Source organism: Pseudomonas sp. KD5 (assembly GCF_012932895.1).
Taxonomy (GTDB): Bacteria; Pseudomonadota; Gammaproteobacteria; order Pseudomonadales; family Pseudomonadaceae; genus Aquipseudomonas.
The window spans coordinates 90,424-110,046 of sequence record NZ_JDWJ01000003.1 but is presented as its reverse complement, the minus strand read 5'-3'; the positions used below and the strand labels follow the sequence as shown (position 1 = coordinate 110,046).

The following is a 19,623-nucleotide window of genomic DNA, read 5'->3' as shown; positions in this document are numbered from 1 at the left end:
GACCTCGTAAAACATGGCCGCAGGTTAGCGTAGGGAGGGGAAAATCGCACTCTTTAGCTGTAACCACGCTCGTTCCCACGCTCTGCGTGGGAATGCAGCAAGGGACGCTCTGCGTCCCAAAAGCGGACGCAGAGCGTCCGGGGAGGCATTCCCACGCAGAGCGTGGGAACGATCAGTCACAACCTAACGGGCGATGCCGTGTTTGCGCAGCTTCCGGTAGAGGGTATTGCGGCTGACGCCCAGCTGTTCAGCCGTGTGGGTCATGTGCCAGCGTTGCTGTTCCAGTGCGTTGAGCAATGCCAGCCGCTCGGCATCGTCCAGCGGATATTCGGACGGCTCTTCAATCGTCGCCACCATCACCGGCCGGGCCTGACGAATCATCGCCGGCAAATCTTCCAGCCCGATCCGACCGCCGTCACACAACGCCGCCAGGGTCCGCAGCACATTACGCAACTGCCGCACGTTCCCCGGCCAGGCAAAATCCAGCAAGGCCTGCCGCGCCGCTGCATCAATCAATACTGTCTCCCCGCCCGCCTCTTCGGCCAGCAGAAAGTCGAGCAACTGTGATTTATCCGTGCGCTCGCGCAACGCCGGCAATGCGACTTCCAGCCCATTGAGCCGGTAATACAAATCCTCGCGGAAACTGCCGTCCTGCACCCTTTCGAGCAGGTTACGGTGAGTGGCGCTGATGATCCGCACATTGACCGATTCCGGCTCGCCGCCAATCGGCACCACCTGACGGTCTTCCAGCACCCTTAATAGCCGGGTTTGCATGCTCAACGGCATGTCGCCGATTTCATCCAGGAATAAAGTCCCGCCATCGGCCTGCTGCAACTTGCCGCGCATGCCTTCCTTGCGGGCACCGGTGAAGCTTCCGCCGCGATAGCCGAACAGCTCGCTTTCGATCAGGCTTTCGGGAATCGCCGCGCAATTGAGGGCAACAAACGATTTTTCCGCCCGTTGACTGGCCTGATGCACGGCCTTGGCGAAAGCCTCCTTGCCTGAGCCGGTTTCGCCATTGATCAGCAACGGCACGTCCCGTTCGAACACCCGCAAGGCCTTGCGGAAGTCTTCCTGCAACGCGGCATCGCCCAGGCAAATACCCGACAGCCGTGGACGCTCGGCCACTGCCGGGCTTTGCACCACCGGTGCAGGAATGCTGCGCGGCTGCCCACGCAATACAGCAAACAGCCGCCGCCCGTCGCGGGTGCGCAACGGCCAACTGGCGCTGGCATTGGCGCTCGCGCGGCCGAGCAACTCATTCAGCGAGCAGTCGAAAAACGCCTCCACCGGCTGGCCCAACAGGCCGCCACGAATATGCCCCAGCAAATTCAGCGCGCTCTGGTTGACCGCACAGATCCGCCCTTCCCCGTCGAACGCCAGCAGCCCTTCGCTGAACAGTCCGACGGATTCGGCCTGCAAGTGAAAACGCAGCAGCCATTGATTGTCGAAGTAACGCAGGAAATAACAGCTCTCGATCATCTTCGCCGACAGATTGACCAGGGCCATGGTGTGAAACTGGCTCTGCCGCGAAACCTCATGACGCGCCGAAGACACGTCAAGCACCGCCAACAGTTCACCATGAGGGTCGAACACCGGGCTTGCCGAGCAGGTCAGGCCGGTGTGGCGGCCGCGAAAGTGTTCGTCCTGGTGGATGGTCAGGGACTGGCGCTCCACCAGGCAGGTGCCGATGCCGTTGGTACCTTCGCAGGCTTCGCTCCAGTCGGCGCCAAGCCAAAGGCCGGCGCGTTCGAAAATCTTCCGTTCGGCGGGCGCGGTGACGCAGTTGAGGATCACCCCGCGAGCGTCGGTCAGCAACACTGCGTGGCCGGCGCCGGAGAGTTGCTGGTGGAGGCTGGTCATTTCGTTGCCGGCGATCTGCAGCACTTGCTGCAAGCGTTCGCGGCTTTCCAGGATGCGGGCATGTTCCAGCACCGTCGGCGCCATGGTCAGGGCCGGGTCGAGGTGATAGTCCTCAAGGCAACGCAGCCAGGAGCGGGCAATGGACGGATCGCTGCCGGGACCGTGCAGGTGGGACTTACCCTGGGTCACGGTCAACACTTGCTGGGCATGGCGACTCAAATGGTTGTCGTGCATTTCTTATTATTCTCCCCGATAGGTGAGTGCCTACCTATAACCACTTCCTGTGGCGAGGGGGCTTGCCCCCGTTCGGCTGCGCAGCAGTCGTAAATCCTGAGCATGCGGTGTATCTGGTAAATCGAGGTGAATGGTTTGGGGGCTGCTTCGCTGCCCAACGGGGGCAAGCCCCCTCACCACGCAAGCTCCCTCGCCACAGAGGATTACCTGTGGGCCATTTGAGGCCCAGCATCCTCCAGCCATCGACGCATTGCAATGCTGGCAAGACCCATCGGTCACAGGTTGTGCCACAAGCGGTACAAAGTGTCACACGGGTTGTACCGCAAGCGTCACAAGCCCCGCCCAGCCGTCCGACAAAAAACACACAAGTCCTTGATTTAACTGACCTGCAAGGCGGTGGCCCAACCTTTGCTCTACGCTTGTTACCGCGCTCTGGCGCGTCCTCCCTTATAAGCACAAAAGCCAAGGAGAAACCCATCATGCGTTACGCTCACCCAGGCACTGAAGGCGCTATCGTTTCGTTCAAGAGCAAATACGGTAACTACATCGGCGGCGAGTTCGTCGCGCCTGTCAAAGGTCAGTACTTCACCAATACTTCGCCGGTCAACGGCCAACCGATTGCCGAATTCCCGCGCTCCACTGCCGAAGACATCGAAAAAGCCCTGGACGCCGCCCATGCCGCCGCCGATGCCTGGGGCGCCACGTCCGCCCAGGCTCGCTCGCTGGTCCTGCTGAAAATCGCCGATCGCATCGAACAGAACCTGGAACTGCTGGCGATCACCGAATCCTGGGACAACGGCAAGGCCGTGCGCGAAACCCTCAACGCCGACATCCCGCTGGCCGCCGACCATTTCCGCTACTTCGCCGGCTGCATCCGCGCCCAGGAAGGCAGCGCCGCCGAGATCGACGGCAATACCGTGGCCTATCACATCCATGAACCGCTGGGCGTGGTCGGGCAGATCATCCCGTGGAACTTCCCGATTCTGATGGCCGCCTGGAAACTCGCTCCGGCCCTGGCCGCCGGTAACTGCATCGTCCTCAAACCTGCCGAGCAAACCCCGCTGGGCATTACTGTGCTGATGGAGCTGATCGGCGACCTGCTGCCACCTGGCGTGCTCAACGTGGTGCAAGGCTTTGGCAAAGAAGCCGGTGAAGCCCTGGCCACCAGCAAACGCATCGCCAAGATCGCCTTCACCGGTTCGACTCCAGTCGGCTCGCACATCATGAAATGCGCCGCCGAAAACATCATTCCGTCCACCGTGGAGTTGGGAGGCAAGTCGCCGAACATCTTCTTCGAAGACGTCATGCAGGCCGAACCGTCCTTCATCGAGAAAGCCGCTGAAGGTCTGGTGCTGGCATTCTTCAACCAGGGCGAAGTTTGCACCTGCCCGTCCCGCGCCCTGGTACAGGAGTCGATCTACGACGAGTTCATGGCAGTTGTCATGAAAAAAGTCCTGCAGATCAAGCGTGGCGACCCGCTGGACACCGACACCATGGTCGGCGCCCAGGCGTCCGAGCAGCAATTCGATAAAATCCTTTCGTACCTGGACATCGCCAAGGGCGAAGGCGCCGAGCTGCTGACCGGTGGCAAGGTGGAAAAACTCGAGGGCAGCCTGGCGACCGGGTATTACATCCAGCCGACCCTGCTCAAGGGCACCAACAAAATGCGCGTGTTCCAGGAAGAAATCTTCGGCCCGGTGGTGAGCATCACCACCTTCAAGGACGAAGCCGAGGCCCTGGCCATCGCCAACGACACCGAGTTCGGCCTGGGTGCCGGCCTCTGGACCCGCGACATCAACCGCGCCTACCGCGTGGGCCGCGCCATCAAGGCCGGTCGCGTGTGGACCAACTGCTACCACCTGTACCCGGCACACGCCGCGTTCGGTGGTTACAAAAAGTCCGGCGTCGGCCGTGAAACCCACAAAATGATGCTCGATCACTATCAGCAGACCAAAAACCTGCTGGTGAGCTACGACATCAACCCGTTGGGCTTCTTCTAAAAACCGGGGGCGATACAGGTATTTCTGTGTCGCCCTTCAGAAGGCCATCGCGGGCAAGCCCGCGATGGTGTCCTTAAACCCTCCTTCATCGCCCTGCCGGTCTGGCATGGGCTTTGCGTGCCCGCTCTACACCTGAACGCCACACCCGAAAGTCCAACAGATCAAACAATAAAAAAGACAGAGAGGACTTATGACTTCTACTACACAGCTCAAACCCACACTCGGCACCCTGCATCTATGGGGCATTGCCGTCGGCCTGGTGATTTCCGGCGAGTATTTCGGCTGGAGTTATGGCTGGGGCACCGCAGGTACCCTGGGTTTTCTCGTCACCGCATTGATGGTGGCGACGATGTACACCTGCTTCATCTTCAGTTTCACCGAATTGACCACCGCCATTCCCCACGCTGGCGGGCCGTTTGCCTACAGCCGTCGGGCCTTCGGCGAGCGAGGCGGACTGATCGCCGGCATCGCCACCCTGATCGAATTCGTCTTTGCGCCACCGGCAATTGCCATGGCCATCGGCGCCTACCTCAATGTGCAATACCCGGAACTGGACCCGAAGGTCGCCGCGGTTGGCGCCTATTTCGTGTTCATGACCCTGAACATCCTCGGCGTCAGCATCGCGGCCACCTTCGAACTGGTGGTCACTGTGCTTGCCGTCGCCGAATTGCTGGTGTTCATGGGTGTGGTCGCACCGGGCTTCAGCTTCAGTAACTTCGTGCTCAACGGCTGGTCAGGCGCCAACGAATTCAGCATGGCCTCGATTCCCGGCATCTTTGCGGCCATCCCGTTCGCGATCTGGTTTTTCCTCGCCATTGAAGGCGCAGCCATGGCCGCCGAAGAGGCCAAGGACCCGAAACGCACGATTCCCAAGGCTTACGTCAGCGGCATTCTGACCCTGGTGTTCCTCGCCATCGGCGTGATGGTCATGGCCGGCGGCGTCGGCGACTGGCGCCAACTGTCGAACATCAACGACCCGCTACCTCAGGCGATGAAAGCCGTGGTCGGCAACAACTCGAGCTGGATGCACATGTTGGTGTGGATCGGTCTGTTCGGCCTGGTGGCGAGCTTCCACGGGATCATTCTGGGTTATTCGCGGCAGTTCTTCGCCCTGGCTCGCGCCGGTTACCTGCCAGCCTCCCTGGCCAAACTGTCGCGTTTCCAGACCCCGCACCGGGCGATCCTGGCGGGCGGCGTGATTGGCATCGCGGCGATCTACAGCGACGGTCTGGTCAACCTGCAAGGCATGACGCTGACGGCGGCAATGATCACCATGTCGGTATTCGGCGCCATCGTGATGTACATCATCAGTATGCTGAGCCTGTTCAAACTGCGTAAAACCGAACCCAACCTGGAGCGCACCTTCCGCGCGCCGGGCTACCCGATCGTACCGGGGATCGCACTGTTCCTGGCGGTGGTGTGCCTGGTGGCGATGGCCTGGTTCAACGCGCTGATCGGCTGCGTGTTCCTCGGTTTCATGGTGGCCGGTTACCTGTATTTCCAACTGACCGCCAAGCAACGCGCCGATGCGCCGGCGGATGCGATGCTCGAAGGTGTCTGAATTGCACCGGCGCCGGGCTGATTCCCGGCGCCTGCCCTATTGAAGTGCACCAGAACCCGCTCCCACAGGGGTTTAGTGGTGCATTTGAGATATTTATTGAATCAGGAGGACACCGTCCCATGGCCGTATTTGCCCATACCGTCGGCGCCCAGACCTACCGCTTCGACAGCCTCAAGGAGGTCATGGCCAAAGCCAGCCCGGCGCGCTCCGGGGACTTTCTGGCCGGCGTTGCAGCGCTCAACGATGGCGAGCGGGTGGCCGCGCAGATGGCCCTGGCCGACACCCCGCTGGCCCACTTCCTGGAGGAAGTGCTGATTCCTTACGAGGCCGATGAGGTCACCCGACTGATCATCGACACTCACGACAAACAGGCATTTAAAGCGGTCAGCCACCTCACCGTCGGCGGTTTCCGCGACTGGCTGCTCAGTGAAGCCGCCGATGAACAAAGCCTGCGCGCCCTCGCCCCCGGCCTGACCCCGGAAATGGTCGCCGCCGTGTCGAAGATCATGCGCGTGCAGGATCTGGTGCTGGTGGCGCAGAAAATCCGCGTGGTCACCAAGTTCCGCGGCACCCTGGGCCTGCGCGGTCGGCTCTCGACGCGCCTGCAACCCAATCACCCCACCGACGAACCGGCCGGCATCGCCGCCAGCATTCTCGACGGCCTGCTGTACGGCAACGGCGACGCGATGATCGGCATCAACCCGGCCACCGACAGCATCGCTTCGATCTGCGCCATTCTGGAAATGCTCGACGCGATCATCCAACGCTACGACATTCCGACACAGGCCTGCGTGCTGACCCACGTCACCACCTCCATCGAGGCGGTCAATCGCGGTGTTCCGCTGGACCTGGTGTTCCAGTCAATTGCCGGCACCGAAGCGGCCAACGCCAGTTTCGGCATCAACCTCAACGTTTTACAGGAAGGCTACGACGCCGGCTTGAGCCTGAATCGCGGCACATTGGGCCAAAACCTGATGTATTTCGAGACCGGCCAAGGCAGTGCCTTGTCGGCCAACGCCCACCACGGCATCGATCAACAGACCTGTGAAACCCGCGCCTACGCCGTGGCACGGCATTTCAAACCGTTTCTGGTGAACACCGTCGTAGGCTTCATCGGCCCGGAATACCTCTATAACGGTAAACAGATCATCCGCGCCGGGCTCGAAGACCACTTCTGCGGCAAGCTGCTGGGCGTACCCATGGGCTGCGATATCTGTTACACCAACCATGCCGAAGCCGACCAGGACGACATGGACACTCTGCTGACCTTGCTGGGCGTAGCCGGGATCAACTTCATCATGGGCATCCCCGGCTCCGACGACATCATGCTCAATTACCAGACCACCTCGTTCCACGACGCCCTCTACGCCCGGCAAACCCTGGGCCTGAAACCGGCGCCGGAGTTTGAGCAGTGGCTGGCGAACATGGGCATCTTCACCCAGGCGGACGGCAAAATTCACTTCGGCAACAGCCTGCCACCGGCGTTCCGCCAGGCATTGGCGCAACTGGGATGAGTGTTTATATGTATAAACCACCTGTCGATCCGCAGAACCCATTGCTGGAACTGCGCCGCCTGACCCCGGCACGCATTGCCCTCGGCCGTACCGGCACCAGCATGCCGACCCGCGCGCAGCTGGATTTCCAGTACGCCCATGCCCAAGCCCGGGATGCGGTGCACCTGCCATTCGATCACTCGGCGCTCAGTTCGCAACTGACCGAGCGTGGGCGTGAGAGTTTGCTGCTGCGCAGTGCCGCCACGGATCGGAACAGCTATTTGCAGCGCCCCGATTTGGGGCGCAAGTTGAGTGATGAGTCAGCGCAGACTCTGCGTGATTACTCGCGAGCCCATCCAGGCGGGGTGGATCTGGCTGTTGTGGTGGCCGATGGTCTCTCGGCACTGGCCGTTCATCGCCACACCTTGCCGTTTCTGGCACGCATGGAAGAACAGACAGCTATCGAAGGCTGGTCCCTGTCGCCGGTGATTCTGGTGGAACAAGGCCGGGTTGCGGTGGCTGACGAGATTGGCGAGCTGCTGGGCGCAAAAATGGTGGTCATTCTGATCGGGGAACGCCCTGGATTAAGCTCTCCAGACAGCCTGGGGCTGTATTTCACCTATAATCCCAAGGTCGGACTGACAGATGCCTACCGCAACTGCATCTCGAATGTCCGGCTCGAAGGCTTGAGTTACGGCATGGCGGCACACCGTTTGCTGTATTTGATGCGCGAAGCCTGTCGGCGGCAGTTATCGGGGGTCAGTCTGAAGGACGAAGCCCAGGTTCAGACGCTGGAGTCGGACACAGGAGCAGGTTTGAAAGGTAATTTCCTACTCAGCCCGTCGGACGCCTGAACCGTTTCCGCATTGCGTTTCTATTCCGGTTTAAGGCAGGATCGATGCACGGCCGCCAAGGGTTTCCTATCGCCGTCACCATGTAAGACAGCCACTTGAAGACGAGACCTACCATGCGGATTATTCAAGCGACCCTCGAACACCTGGACCTGCTGACCCCGTTGTTCGTCAAATATCGCGAGTTTTACGGTTCCCTGCCGTATCCGGACTCGTCCCGAGCGTTCCTCGAAAAGCGCCTGCGGCGCAAAGAGTCGGTGATCTACCTGGCCCTGGCCGATGACGACAACAACAAACTGTTGGGTTTCTGTCAGTTGTACCCGAGCTTCTCGTCTCTTTCGCTCAAACGCGTATGGATCCTCAACGACATCTACGTCGCCGAAGACGCCCGCCGCCAGTTAGTGGCCGACAACCTGATCCGCACCGCGAAGAAAATGGCCAAGGAAACCAATGCCGTGCGCATGCGCGTTTCCACCAGCAGCAACAACGAAGTCGCGCAGAAGACCTACGAATCCATCGGGTTCAGGGAAGACACCGAGTTCAAGAGCTACGTGTTGCCGATCAGTGACGAACTTTAAAGTCACCAAGAAGATCGCAGCCTTCGGCAGCGCCTGCATTGACCGAGGCAACCTCGAACCTGTAGGTGCTACCGAAGGCTGCGACCTTTTCCGACAAACCCCGTAACACATCGACATTCCTCGCTACAAACTCGACGCGTTTTTCACTTTTCACCCCGTATAATGCCCACACCTCACGACTCGTAAGAAAAATCACACCCCGCTGTAGTCTTACGCGAAGCTATCCGCACAGGCCTGCTGAGTCGGGCCATCACCACAGGTGCTTTCCATGGATTTCAACCCGATCGACGTTATTCTGCATCTCGATGTTTACCTCGAGATGCTGGTGAACAACTACGGAGCATGGATCTACGCCATCCTGTTCATGGTGATCTTCTGCGAAACCGGGCTGGTGGTGATGCCGTTCCTGCCGGGCGATTCCCTGCTGTTCATCGCGGGCGCCGTGGCGGCCGGTGGTGGCATGGATCCGATACTGCTGGGCGGCCTGCTGATGCTGGCGGCGATCCTCGGCGACAGCACCAACTACGTGATCGGCCGCACCGTCGGCGAACGGCTATTCAGTAACCCGAACTCGAAAATCTTCCGCCGCGATTACTTGCAACAAACCCACGATTTCTACGACAAACATGGCGGCAAAACCGTGACCCTGGCGCGTTTCATGCCAATCATCCGTACCTTTGCCCCGTTCGTCGCCGGCGTTGGCAAAATGCCTTACCCGCGTTTCTTCGCCTTCAGCATTTTCGGCACCATCCTCTGGGTGGGTGGCCTGGTAACCCTCGGCTACTTCTTCGGCAACGTACCGTTCATCAAGAAAAACCTGTCGCTGCTGGTGGTGGGTATCATCCTGGTGTCGCTGCTACCGATGATCATTGGCGTGATCCGCAGCCGTCTTGCTAATGGCGCGTCCAAAGCCGAACCCCGCTGACTGACGATGTGGTCCCTCAGCGCCTGGCGACGCCGGCGCACCCTGGCCAAGCATCCGATTGCCGACGACATGTGGCAACGGGTGCGCCATCACCTGAGCTTCCTCGATGGCATCAGCGCGGCCGAAGACCAGTGGCTGCGCGAAGCCAGCGTGCTGTTCCTGCAAGACAAACACCTGAGCGCCCTGCCCGGCGTCGAACTCCACCAGGAGCAGCGCCTGCTACTCGCCGCCCAGGCCCAATTACCGCTCATGCATTTGGGCGATCTGAACTGGTATCAGGGCTTTCACGAAGTCATCCTCTACCCCGACGATTTCCTCAGCCCCCAGCGCCATCGCGATGCCAGCGGCGTCGAACACGAATGGGATGGTGAACACAGCGGCGAAGCCTGGCAGCAAGGCCCGATCATCCTGGCCTGGCCCGGCGTGATGGCCAGCGGTGGCTGGGAAGGCTACAACCTGGTGATCCACGAACTCGCGCACAAGCTCGACATGCTCAACGGCTCCGCCAATGGCCTGCCACCGCTGCACGCCGACATGCGCGTCAGCGACTGGGCCAAGGTCATGCAGGAAGCCTATGACGACCTCGACCGGCAACTGGAGCGCAACCCGGACGCTGAAACCGCCATCGACCCGTATGCCGCGGAAAACCCCGCCGAGTTCTTCGCGGTCACCAGCGAATACTTCTTCAGCGCCCCGGATCTGCTGCACGAGGCTTATCCACAGGTCTACGAGCAGTTGAAGTTGTTTTACCGTCAGGATCCGCTGGCCCGTCTACGGCAACTTCTGGCCGAAGACCCGGTCTATCAGGCACGCGACTAAGGTCTCTACGACCCTTAGGTGCATGGCATCAACGGCGGAATATGCCTATAATCGCCGCCACTTTTTGGTCAATCCGGCCAAGTATTTTTGGTCAACTAACGGGGGCACCGCCCAATGAGCTACAGCAAGATTCCGGCTGGCAAAGACCTGCCGAACGACATCTACGTCGCGATCGAGATCCCGGCCAACCACGCGCCGATCAAATACGAAATCGACAAAGACAGCGACTGCCTGTTCGTTGACCGTTTCATGGCCACCCCGATGTTCTACCCGGCCAACTACGGTTACATCCCGAACACCCTGGCTGACGACGGTGATCCCCTCGACGTGCTGGTCGTGACTCCTTACCCGGTTGCTCCAGGTTCGGTGATCCGCGCGCGTCCAGTCGGCATCCTGAACATGACCGACGACGGCGGCGGCGATGCCAAAGTCATCGCAGTTCCACACGACAAGCTGTCCCAGCTGTACGTGGACGTGAAGGAATACACCGACCTGCCAGCCCTGCTGATCCAGCAGATCGAGCACTTCTTCGCGAACTACAAAGACCTCGAAAAAGGCAAATGGGTGAAAATCGAAGGCTGGGACGGCGCAGACGCTGCCCGCGCCGCGATCACCAAGTCGGTTGCCGCCTACAAAGGCTGAGAAGCAACGGTTAGTTTCTAACCTCACGCTTCAAGGAAAACCCCGGTTGATCCGGGGTTTTTTGTTCCCGCCTGGAACGCTTTTCACAATGAGTTTTGAGCATTTCAGCCTGGGTGTTTGCCTGTTTATTTTTTACGAAAAGCGTCTTACATCCGGTCTTAAATTTCCCTCGAAATTTGAACGGGTCGTTTATTCAAACCCCCATCCTGCGCCCGTAGACTCGTGTTTATGAAAAAGAACACTAGCGGCCCACGGTTCAGAGCGCTCCTCGAAGCAGCCAACATCACAACGACAGGATTTGCCGCTTTCTTCGACACGGAAGCGCAAAATATCCACAACTGGTACACCCGTGGTGTGCCCGCCTATCGCATGGAAGAAGTCTCCCGACTTCTGTCTGTAAACAGTGACTGGCTGAAAACCGTCGAAGGCCCGAAAGAGTCCTCGCGCCTGCGTGTGCTCGACGAGTCCGGCAACACCTTCGACGCCCAGGCCATCCGGGGCATCTACACGGTGATCGAGCCCATCGACGTCGAACTGCCCTTCTTCAAAGAAACCACCACCGCCCCAGGCTCCAATAAAACCCACGTCGTCGAGGACAAAGGTCAGTCCATCCGCCTGCCCCACAGCCACCTCGACTCCCTGGAAATCAAACATGCCAATGCCATCTGCACCCATATGATCGGCAACAGCATGGCCGAAAAGATTGAAGACGGTTCTACCCTCGCCATTGATCGCGGACTTACGCAGATTATCGATGGCGAGATCTATGCGATCGAACATGACGGGATGTTGCGAATCAAGTACCTGCACCGGATGCCCGGGAATGCGCTGCGGCTGCGCAGCCACAACAGGGCTGAGTATCCGGATGAGATCTTCAATGCCGAACAGATCGACAAGCAGAACATCAGGGTATTGGGATGGGTGTTCTGGTGGTCCACGCTCAACAAACGCAGACCATCCGTACCGTTCCTGTAAATACGAAGCCCTGGGATCCAATGTGGCGAGGGGGCTTGTCGGAACGCCGCACCGCCCCGTTCGACTGCGCAGCAGTCGCAAACCTGAACATGCGGTGCTTCGGGATTACCCACTTCAGGGACGCTCCGCGCCCCAACGGGGGCAAGCCCCCTCGCCACAGGGTCAAAGCGGCCACACAAAATCATTCCCGCAAAGCTCTACCCCGCACGCCAAGCTGGGAATTCCTCAAAAAAATCAGTATGCTGCGCCCCACATTTGCGCATCGACCCTTTCCAAGGCTCAGATCGCACCGACAAGGCAGATCACTTTCTCGCCAAGTCCCACAGCCGGACGCAAGATCCGGGTGTACGTTTTGAAGGCTGGCGCGGTTTACCAAAAATAAACCAAGCCAGTCCCCGAGAAGCCGGCCACAAGCCGGCTTTTTAATGCCCGGAATAATCCCGCGCCCTCCCTTCGAACCAACCTCAGCCCCCTCATCAAGCACCGCACTCCTTGTAGCAGCTGGCGAAGCCTGCGTCCGGCTGCGAAGCAGTCGTAAAATCAGGCAACCGGTTCTTTCAGGAAGACCGTGTACAGCGGATATGCGAGGACTTCGGTCGAGCGCGACCCCGGCTCGAACGCAGCCTCGCGGCCTCGGCAGCTGCTACGGATTGGATAGAGGTCTCAGCAGTGCCGAGACGATCTCCCCTCACGGATAACTAAACCCCTTAACCAACGTCAACTCCCCCACCGCCCGCATCGGCACCAGGAACGTTTCCATCTTTTCATCAGGCGTCCCCTCCTCCGTAATCACTGTCACTTGCGCGGTGGTCAGCGGCTGAACCGCATCCTCCTGCCCTTCGTCATCACTGCGATACCCGCCGCCGTAGTAGTTCACGTACACCAGGTATTGCCCCTTGATTGGCGCCGGCATGGCGAAGATTTCCGGGCCGTAGCCGGTGGTCACGTCCACATCCAGCGCCGCACCATTGGGCGCGACACGGTCGCCGTACCAGATGTGTGCGCCATCGGGGGTTATGAGGTGCAAGTCCAGGTCCGTGCCGTCGCTGTCCCAAGCCAGCAGCACGCGCAATTTGGCCGGGGTGGCGCCGCCGTTAGCATTGAGGAACTGCGTGCGGTGGCGTTGTTGGCCATCGGGGCTGCGGACTTCAACGCTGTTGCTGCCTTTGGGGAATGAGAACGGGCGGTCGAAGCGACCGGCGGGGTCGATCTTCAGTGGCATGCTGACGCCGTTGACGATCAGCTTGCCGGGTTCAGTGCTCTTGGGGGTGGATTGGATCTGGCCGGTAATGCGCGCGGTGTTGGCCTGGCCCACCGGGGTGTTGACCGACGAGGCCGGGTAATTGACCGTCTGACGAAAGCTTTCGCCTTCGCCTTCAGGGGCGCCGGTACGCCAGCCGCCAATGGGCGTATCAAGTTTGACGGCGGCAAATGTCGCTGGCAGTACGCAAAAAGCGCAAAGCAACAGCAAGACCTGTGGATAACGGAGTTTCATGGCCTATTCCAGCAAGAGGTGACGGGCGAGCCCTTCGATGTAGGTTTCATCCTGGCCGTTAGGGTGTGCTTCGAAGGCCAGGTGCAGGTATTCGTGGGTCAGATCGAGGCGGTCTTGCAACGACAGCACGCCGCGTACGTAGATGCGCTGGCGTTCGCGGTCGACAAACGGACGACCAAAGGCCAGGCGGCAGACCGCAAAGGTGCTGACTTCGTTGTAGCCAACTTCGCTTTCGAGTCGTTGGCGCCAGCCACGGCGCTGGTTTTGCAGCCAGTCTTGCGCGGCGGGCAGCGCTTCGCAGGAGGCGACCGGGTTGTCCCAGCGACTGAGGCTGGCGCGCGGGTAGGCGTGCAGCAGAATGGCGTCGTAGCGTTGGCCGGCATTGGCTTGTTCGACGGCTTGCTGCCAGGAGAGTTTGTCCGGCCCCGGTTGGTCGGAGTGATAGGTGACGTTGCTGCCTGCGAGAACCAGATCGCTGGTCCACGAGGCGATATTGCGCGACTCGGTGGCGGCCGGACGTGGCGCGACGCGCTGTCGACTGCTGCTGTCATCGATGTTCAGGCAGTCGCCGTTGCGAGTGGCGTTCTGCAGCAGGTAGGTGCGGATCGCGACCGCCAGGGCTTTGGCTGCTTCGACGGGTTCAGGCCTGGCTTCACGCTGCAGGACGCGGGCGACGTATTCTTCACGATCGAGGCGGGCGATGAGTTTGTCTTTGAGCAAGAACAACTCGCCGTCGCTGTGGATATCGAGTTGATTGCCGTTGGCGAACTCGACGCGGTAGTCGCCTTGCAAAGGGCCGGGCGCTACAACGCGATCCCCCGACAGCACGCGTTTCAGTGGATAACGCGCGAACAGACCGACCTCAACGCACTTCCCTGCCTCGGCTGGCCATGACGAGGGCAGCACCGTCGCCAGCGCCTGACCATAATGGCGCAACACCATTTGGCTGGTGCCGCGCCCACTGGCCCAGATCGGCGTGCCGTCTACCGTCCAGCCCGCGAATCCGCCTTGGCGCGACGAAGGATCCTGATCCCCCAGCCAGCTCCAGGTTTTCACCCGCAACCGACCACCGAGTTCACCCACGACATTGCCATCCGCGGCATTGAGCACCACATCGAGCAACACCCTTCGCGCCTGATCCTGCGCCGGCATCACGGCCAACACCTTCAACAACTCCGCCACCGGAACCCGGGTCTGCGGTTGCAACAACGGCAAATCCAGCAACCATTTCGGCGCTTGCTTCGCCTGCCAATACTCGCGCCACTGCGTGCCGGCAATGCCCAGGCGCGCAGGCTCAAAGTACAAGCCGCAAGACTTCACCAACGCCTGATCACGCCCGATCGTGCCGCCCGCCGTGCAGCAATAAACTTCTTCCTTCGATTGCCCGCGACATTCATAAGCGGGCTCGCGCGCGCCGGCGTCCACCAGCCAGCCGTAGACAAACAGCTTCCACAAGCTGCCCAACGGCGTCTGCAAGTCGTCAGGCAATGGCTCACGCGAGATCACCTGAGTCTGGCTCAACGCAAGCAGCTCACCCTTGAAACCCAGGCGCAGCGGCTCGTCCTGCGCTGTCGCCAGCGCAGGAATCAAACACAGCAACCACCAGACCAGACACCGGGTCATGTCAGTTGACCGTGACCTGACCGAGTGCCGGTTTCTGTTCCTGAGCCTGATGCTGTGGCGCGTAGACCTGCGTGAAACGCACCGGCGGCAGGTTGAACTGGCCTTTTTGCGAGAAGCGCACCAGATGACGCAGGCGCAACTCACCGCTCAGCGCATCCACTGGCACCGCATAGGCCATTTGCCCCGGCTCGAAACGGGCCTTCTCCAGCGCGGTCGGCTCGGTGCCGGCCTTGCCCATCAGCTTGATGCCCCACGTGGTGCGCTCGACGTCCGCACCCGGTGGCAGCGGCACTTCGAGCATGCCGTAGCGCAGCGGTTTCGCGGCTTTGCTGGTGATGATCACTTCGTCCAGATACAGGCTGTCGCTGGACAACGGCTTGGTGCCGACTGCTTCGAGTTTGAATTCGAACGCTTCATCACCCGGCACCAGACGCGACAGGCGACGGGTGATGGTCACAGCCATCGGATCGATTGCCGGTTGTTTGGTCTGGAAGCTCAACACGGCGCGTAGCGGGCGCTCTTGCGTTCCGGTCAGCGACAATGCCGCCGGCACTGGCGAAGAGCCCTGCCACGTCCAATACATCTCACCGGTATCACTGTAACGTTTCTTCCAGCCCTCACCCGGTGCCAATGCGATGGTCGGAGAGGCCTGCTCGATGCTGCGTTGCAACCAGGTCAGCGCCAACGCGCGTTCCAGGGTCGATTGCTGTGGCAACAGGCGTTGCAACAACGCTTGCGCATGAGCCTGATCGAAAGTCTGCAGCGACAGGTTCAGGGCTTCGACAAACGGTTGAGCGCTGGCGGCCACTTGCTGTTGCGCAGCATCCACTTGACGACTGAACGCCGGCGGCAGATTGACCTTGGCCTGACGCGCCAAAGACGCGGTCAACACCCGAGCACTGGCCAGCCCCAAGGCCGAATCCGGATCGTTCATGACCAGGCTCTCTGCGCCATCGTCCATCACGCTCGCGGCATTGCCTTCGCCGGCTTTCACCAGGTCGTCGATCAAACCGCTGAGCAGCGTGCTCACCGGCAATTGCATCTGTTTGGCAAACGACAGAATCAACGCCCGCTGCAACAACGGCGTGTTCTGCGCCTGTTTCGCGTAGACCTCCAACACCCGCTGCCAGTGCTCCGGCGGCAGGCTCAGTTCCAGCACTTTGCTGGCGTGCCAGTCGGCGTAATAGGCGTAAGCGGTGAGGAACGCATCCGGCTCGCCGTCAAAGCCCCACCAAGTGAAGCACGCCGACGGCCCGGCCATTTGCACCAGACGCAGGCGGCTGTTCTGCATGATCAAACGCAAGCGATCACGGATCTGCGGGTTCGACGACAGCGTTGGATAGGCGATGCTCAGCGGCAGCAGACGGCTGGCGGTTTGTTCGACGCCGCCATACGGATAGCTCAGCAGATCATCGAGGGCTGAACGGAACACTGCTTGCGGGCTGTCATCCAGACGCAGGCGAATATCCGTGGCGTCCGCCGGCAAGGTCAACGGCGTGTCGCCGCTGACCGCGTCCAGGCTTTGGCTCTGGGTCACCTGCCAGCCTTCGCCAGTCGCGGTCAGGCGTACGGCCAAGGCGTCAGCGGTTTTGCCATCCTGCACCAGCTCGGCGGTCCAATCGCCATTGGCCAATGTGAACGCCGGCAATGGGACGTAGTTGACGCCGTTGTTCAGTGTGACCGGCACACGTTGCTCGGCACCCGCGTAATGAATCACCAGCTCAGCCTTGACCGGTTTCTCGGCCTGACTGAAAGCGAATACGCCAAGATCCGGTTTGTCGCCGTTACGGAATTTGGTCGGGCCGCTCCACTTCAGGTACAGCGGTTTTTCCGAGCGCACGAATTGCTTCTTCTGCCCGACCTGACCGTCATCGGCGATGGCGCGGGCGGTGATGCGCCAGCGAGTCAAGGAGTCCGGCATCTTGAAGGTGAAGCGGGTCTTGCCGTTGGCGTCGGTGATCAATTCCGGCTGCCACGCGGCGGTGTCGACGTCTTCACGACGCGGCCGCTCCAACACTTTCACCCCACGCTCGCTGCGGTTGGCTTTGCCCGGCGCGCCCGGGCTGCCCGGCAGTGCCACGTCGTAGCTGATGAACGACAAACTGGCGCTGGTGCGCACGTTGTTGCGGCGCGGGTGGTAGAAGAACTGGTCGATGGTCGGCGCCACTTCCGGCTGCAGCGCGTAGATCATTTCGTCGACCACGCTGACCGTCAGGTGAGCCGGAATCGGCTTGCCGGCGAACTGGGTGGTGAGGTCCACGGACACGGTATCGCCGGGCTGATACGCCTCTTTGTCGGTAGTGATCGCCACATCGATCTGTGGCGCGACCACCTTGATACCGGCGTTCTGGAAGCTGTACTGACCGCCCTTGGTATAGAGCACGGAGAACGTCAGGTTCGGCGCGAAGTTGTCCTTCACCGCGATGCGCGCGCGGTATTGGGTGTCGCTGAGTTTTTCCATCTTCAGCCAGTCGGCGCCCTTGGACAGCAACGCCGTGGCCTCGACCTTGTCGCGCTCCAGCGACAACAACGCATCGCTGACCGGCTCGGGGAAAGTGATCAACGCGAGGGCTTCGTCACCGGCCTTGTACTCGGGTTTGTCGAGGACGATTTCCACGGTGCCGGGCACGGCTTTGACGCCATCACCCGTGACCGAATGACCGGTCGCGCCAAGCACGCGGCCATGATCATCTTTCAGCGTCAGGTTGTAAGTACCCGGACGGTCGAAGGCCAGGGTGAAGCCTTTATCTTTGGCGGCGAGTTTTCCTTCGCCAGTGGTCTGATCTTCGAGTCGCACCCAGCTGTAGCTGCTCGGGTTGACCGCTTTGCTCTGCTCGCTGCCACCTTCGTTGGCATAGCTGAAGGCAACCTTGCCGCCCACCGCGCTGAACCGTTGCGGCGCGCTCAGGCGGAAACTGGCGGCACCACGGTCGATGAGGATTTCCTTGGTGGTCTTGACCCGATACGCCGCGCCATCACTGGCGAACACGGTGAGCATGTAGCGGCTCGGTTTTTCGGCGGCGGGCAGGTCTAGCGTCGCGTTGCCCTTGGCGTCGGTGGTCAGTTCGGCGCTGGTCAGCTCCACCGGGAATTGCCCCAGGTATTGCAGTTCGTTATCGACCATCGACAGTTGTTGGGCGCGCAGGCTCAGGCTCACCTTGGCGTCGGCCACTGGTTTACCGTCCGGGTACAACAACACCAGACTACCCTTGACCGGTTCGCCGGTGCGGTAATCCTGCTTGGCCAGGTTCAGGGAGATCTCGAAGTGCGGCTTGATGTATTCGGCAACGCGGAAGGCGCTGCTGTAGGCCTGATCCTTGTAGCTGAAACGCAGTTCATAACCGCCTGCTACCGCATTGTCCGGCAACTGGAAACGGCCCTGGGTGCCGGCCTTGGAATCGAGCTTCAGCGCCAACGATTGCAGCGCTGTGCCGGTGGCGTCGAGTACGGTGACGTTGACGTCGGCAGCGGTCGGTGCCACGGAATCCCGGGCATTCTTGAATTCGCGGCCGACGATTTTCAACGACACCCAATCACCCGGCCGGTACAGCGGCCGATCGGTAAACGCATAGAGTTTGGTGTCGTAGATTTCGCTGTCGTAATAGAAGTTCTCGGAGACGAACACCCCGCCCTCTTCGTCCTCGCCGATCACGAACGAACGCTCCGGGCTGACGTGTTTCAGGCGCAGCAAACCATCGGCATCGGTCGCGCCACTGCTCATCACGCCCAGGCCATCGGTCCACAGCACATTAACCTTCGGCACCGAACTGCCTTCATGTTTGCGCGCGGCCCATACCAGCAATTCATCACCGGCAATCTTGCTCACGGCCACGGTATTGGAGACGAACACCATGGTGGTCGCGCGGTACTTGCCGATCAGCGCTTCCACCAGGTACAGGCCCGGTTTCAGGTTGCCCAGCGGGATATAAACGTTACCCGGCGAGACGCTGACGAACTCACTGGAAGAACCAACCAGTTTCACACCTTCAGGCGGCTGGATCGGTTTGGCTTGCCATAGCGGATAACGGAATTGGCTGACCACCGGCAGACCCGGAATCAACGCGAATTGCGGCTGTGCGTCGTAGGGCGTTGGCGCGGCGATGGCGGTGCCCATCTTCAGTTCCGGCACTTCCTCGGTGACTTGTTTACGCGACTCGTAGGAAAACGCCCGTTGCATCACCCGACGGGATTTGCGGTACCAGTTGTCCCACAGGTACGCGAGGGTGTTCGACAGGCCTTCGCCCTTGAACTGGCCGTCGCTGACCACACGGTGCAGGTTCTTCTGGCGCTTGAGGAAATCCAGCGGCTTGTCGATGCGATACACCCGAATGTCCGCACCGCCGTAAGGCTCCATGCGGAACCGGCGATAGTCACGACCCGGCGCTTCGAGGCGTACCACCGCCTGTTCATCGCTGGCGAAACTACTGTCGGCCAACAGGAAAAAGCTTTCACCGGCCACCGGCGTATAGCCGCTCGGCTCGACGGTGTCTTCGGCGTTGACTGCCGACAGAGGCAGAACCAACGCAAGCAAAAGAGGCAGTTTTGAGCAAATGCGCAGCATGCG

Annotated in this window: 13 protein-coding genes; 9 read left to right on the top strand and 4 right to left on the bottom strand. The window is 60.5% G+C overall.

All coding sequences use genetic code 11. The features are described 5' to 3' along the window. Positions 1-183: 183 nt before the first annotated feature. A complete protein-coding gene (locus AF70_RS07500) occupies positions 184-2,097 on the bottom strand; it encodes a sigma-54-dependent Fis family transcriptional regulator (RefSeq protein ID WP_019581357.1) in 1,914 nt (637 codons plus the stop codon). 479 nt (positions 2,098-2,576) lie between these two features. Here AF70_RS07500 and AF70_RS07495 point away from each other — a divergent pair, with 479 nt between their 5' ends. The 9 genes from AF70_RS07495 (at position 2,577) to AF70_RS07455 (ending at position 11,941) form a co-directional block, all read left to right on the top strand. Beyond that, complete coding sequence (locus AF70_RS07495; protein ID WP_028938833.1) at positions 2,577-4,097, top strand: aldehyde dehydrogenase family protein; 1,521 nt, start codon at positions 2,577-2,579, stop codon at positions 4,095-4,097. A 190-nt stretch (positions 4,098-4,287) separates the two neighbouring features. After that, positions 4,288-5,658, top strand: a complete 1,371-nt coding sequence (gene eat, locus AF70_RS07490; RefSeq protein WP_019650879.1) for an ethanolamine permease — start codon at positions 4,288-4,290, stop codon at positions 5,656-5,658. A gap of 119 nt (positions 5,659-5,777) precedes the next feature. After that, positions 5,778-7,172, top strand: a complete 1,395-nt coding sequence (locus tag AF70_RS07485; RefSeq protein ID WP_018925735.1) for an ethanolamine ammonia-lyase subunit EutB — start codon at positions 5,778-5,780, stop codon at positions 7,170-7,172. Between the two features lie 8 nt (positions 7,173-7,180). Continuing rightward, the gene (eutC, locus tag AF70_RS07480; RefSeq protein ID WP_028938832.1) at positions 7,181-8,005 is read left to right on the top strand and encodes an ethanolamine ammonia-lyase subunit EutC; all 825 of its coding nucleotides are present in this window, start codon (positions 7,181-7,183) and stop codon (positions 8,003-8,005) included. 113 nt (positions 8,006-8,118) lie between these two features. Continuing rightward, positions 8,119-8,580 (top strand): N-acetyltransferase, encoded by a 462-nt coding sequence (locus AF70_RS07475; protein ID WP_028938831.1) that lies wholly within the window; start codon positions 8,119-8,121, stop codon positions 8,578-8,580. A gap of 268 nt (positions 8,581-8,848) precedes the next feature. Then, positions 8,849-9,505: a DedA family protein gene (locus AF70_RS07470; RefSeq protein ID WP_028938830.1), complete on the top strand. Its 657-nt coding sequence runs from the start codon at positions 8,849-8,851 to the stop codon at positions 9,503-9,505. A gap of 6 nt (positions 9,506-9,511) precedes the next feature. Next, a complete protein-coding gene (locus AF70_RS07465; protein ID WP_028938829.1) occupies positions 9,512-10,324 on the top strand; it encodes a zinc-dependent peptidase in 813 nt (270 codons plus the stop codon). A 114-nt stretch (positions 10,325-10,438) separates the two neighbouring features. Next, positions 10,439-10,966 (top strand): inorganic diphosphatase, encoded by a 528-nt coding sequence (gene ppa / locus AF70_RS07460; protein ID WP_007933577.1) that lies wholly within the window; start codon positions 10,439-10,441, stop codon positions 10,964-10,966. Positions 10,967-11,194: 228 nt separating this feature from the next. Continuing rightward, positions 11,195-11,941 carry a S24 family peptidase gene (locus AF70_RS07455; protein ID WP_028938828.1) on the top strand — a complete coding sequence of 249 codons (747 nt, stop codon included), beginning with the start codon at positions 11,195-11,197 and terminating at the stop codon, positions 11,939-11,941. 688 nt (positions 11,942-12,629) lie between these two features. Here the strand turns inward: AF70_RS07455 and AF70_RS07450 are convergent. The 3 genes from AF70_RS07450 to AF70_RS07440 are packed head-to-tail and all read right to left on the bottom strand — an operon-like array spanning position 12,630 to position 19,620. Then, positions 12,630-13,436, bottom strand: coding sequence for a YfaP family protein (locus AF70_RS07450; protein WP_028938827.1), 807 nt, complete (start codon positions 13,434-13,436; stop codon positions 12,630-12,632). Between the two features lie 3 nt (positions 13,437-13,439). Then, complete coding sequence (locus tag AF70_RS07445) at positions 13,440-15,059, bottom strand: DUF2300 domain-containing protein (RefSeq protein WP_028938826.1); 1,620 nt, start codon at positions 15,057-15,059, stop codon at positions 13,440-13,442. Between the two features lies 1 nt (position 15,060). Then, positions 15,061-19,620 carry an alpha-2-macroglobulin gene (locus AF70_RS07440; protein ID WP_371929192.1) on the bottom strand — a complete coding sequence of 1,520 codons (4,560 nt, stop codon included), beginning with the start codon at positions 19,618-19,620 and terminating at the stop codon, positions 15,061-15,063. Positions 19,621-19,623: the final 3 nt, after the last annotated feature.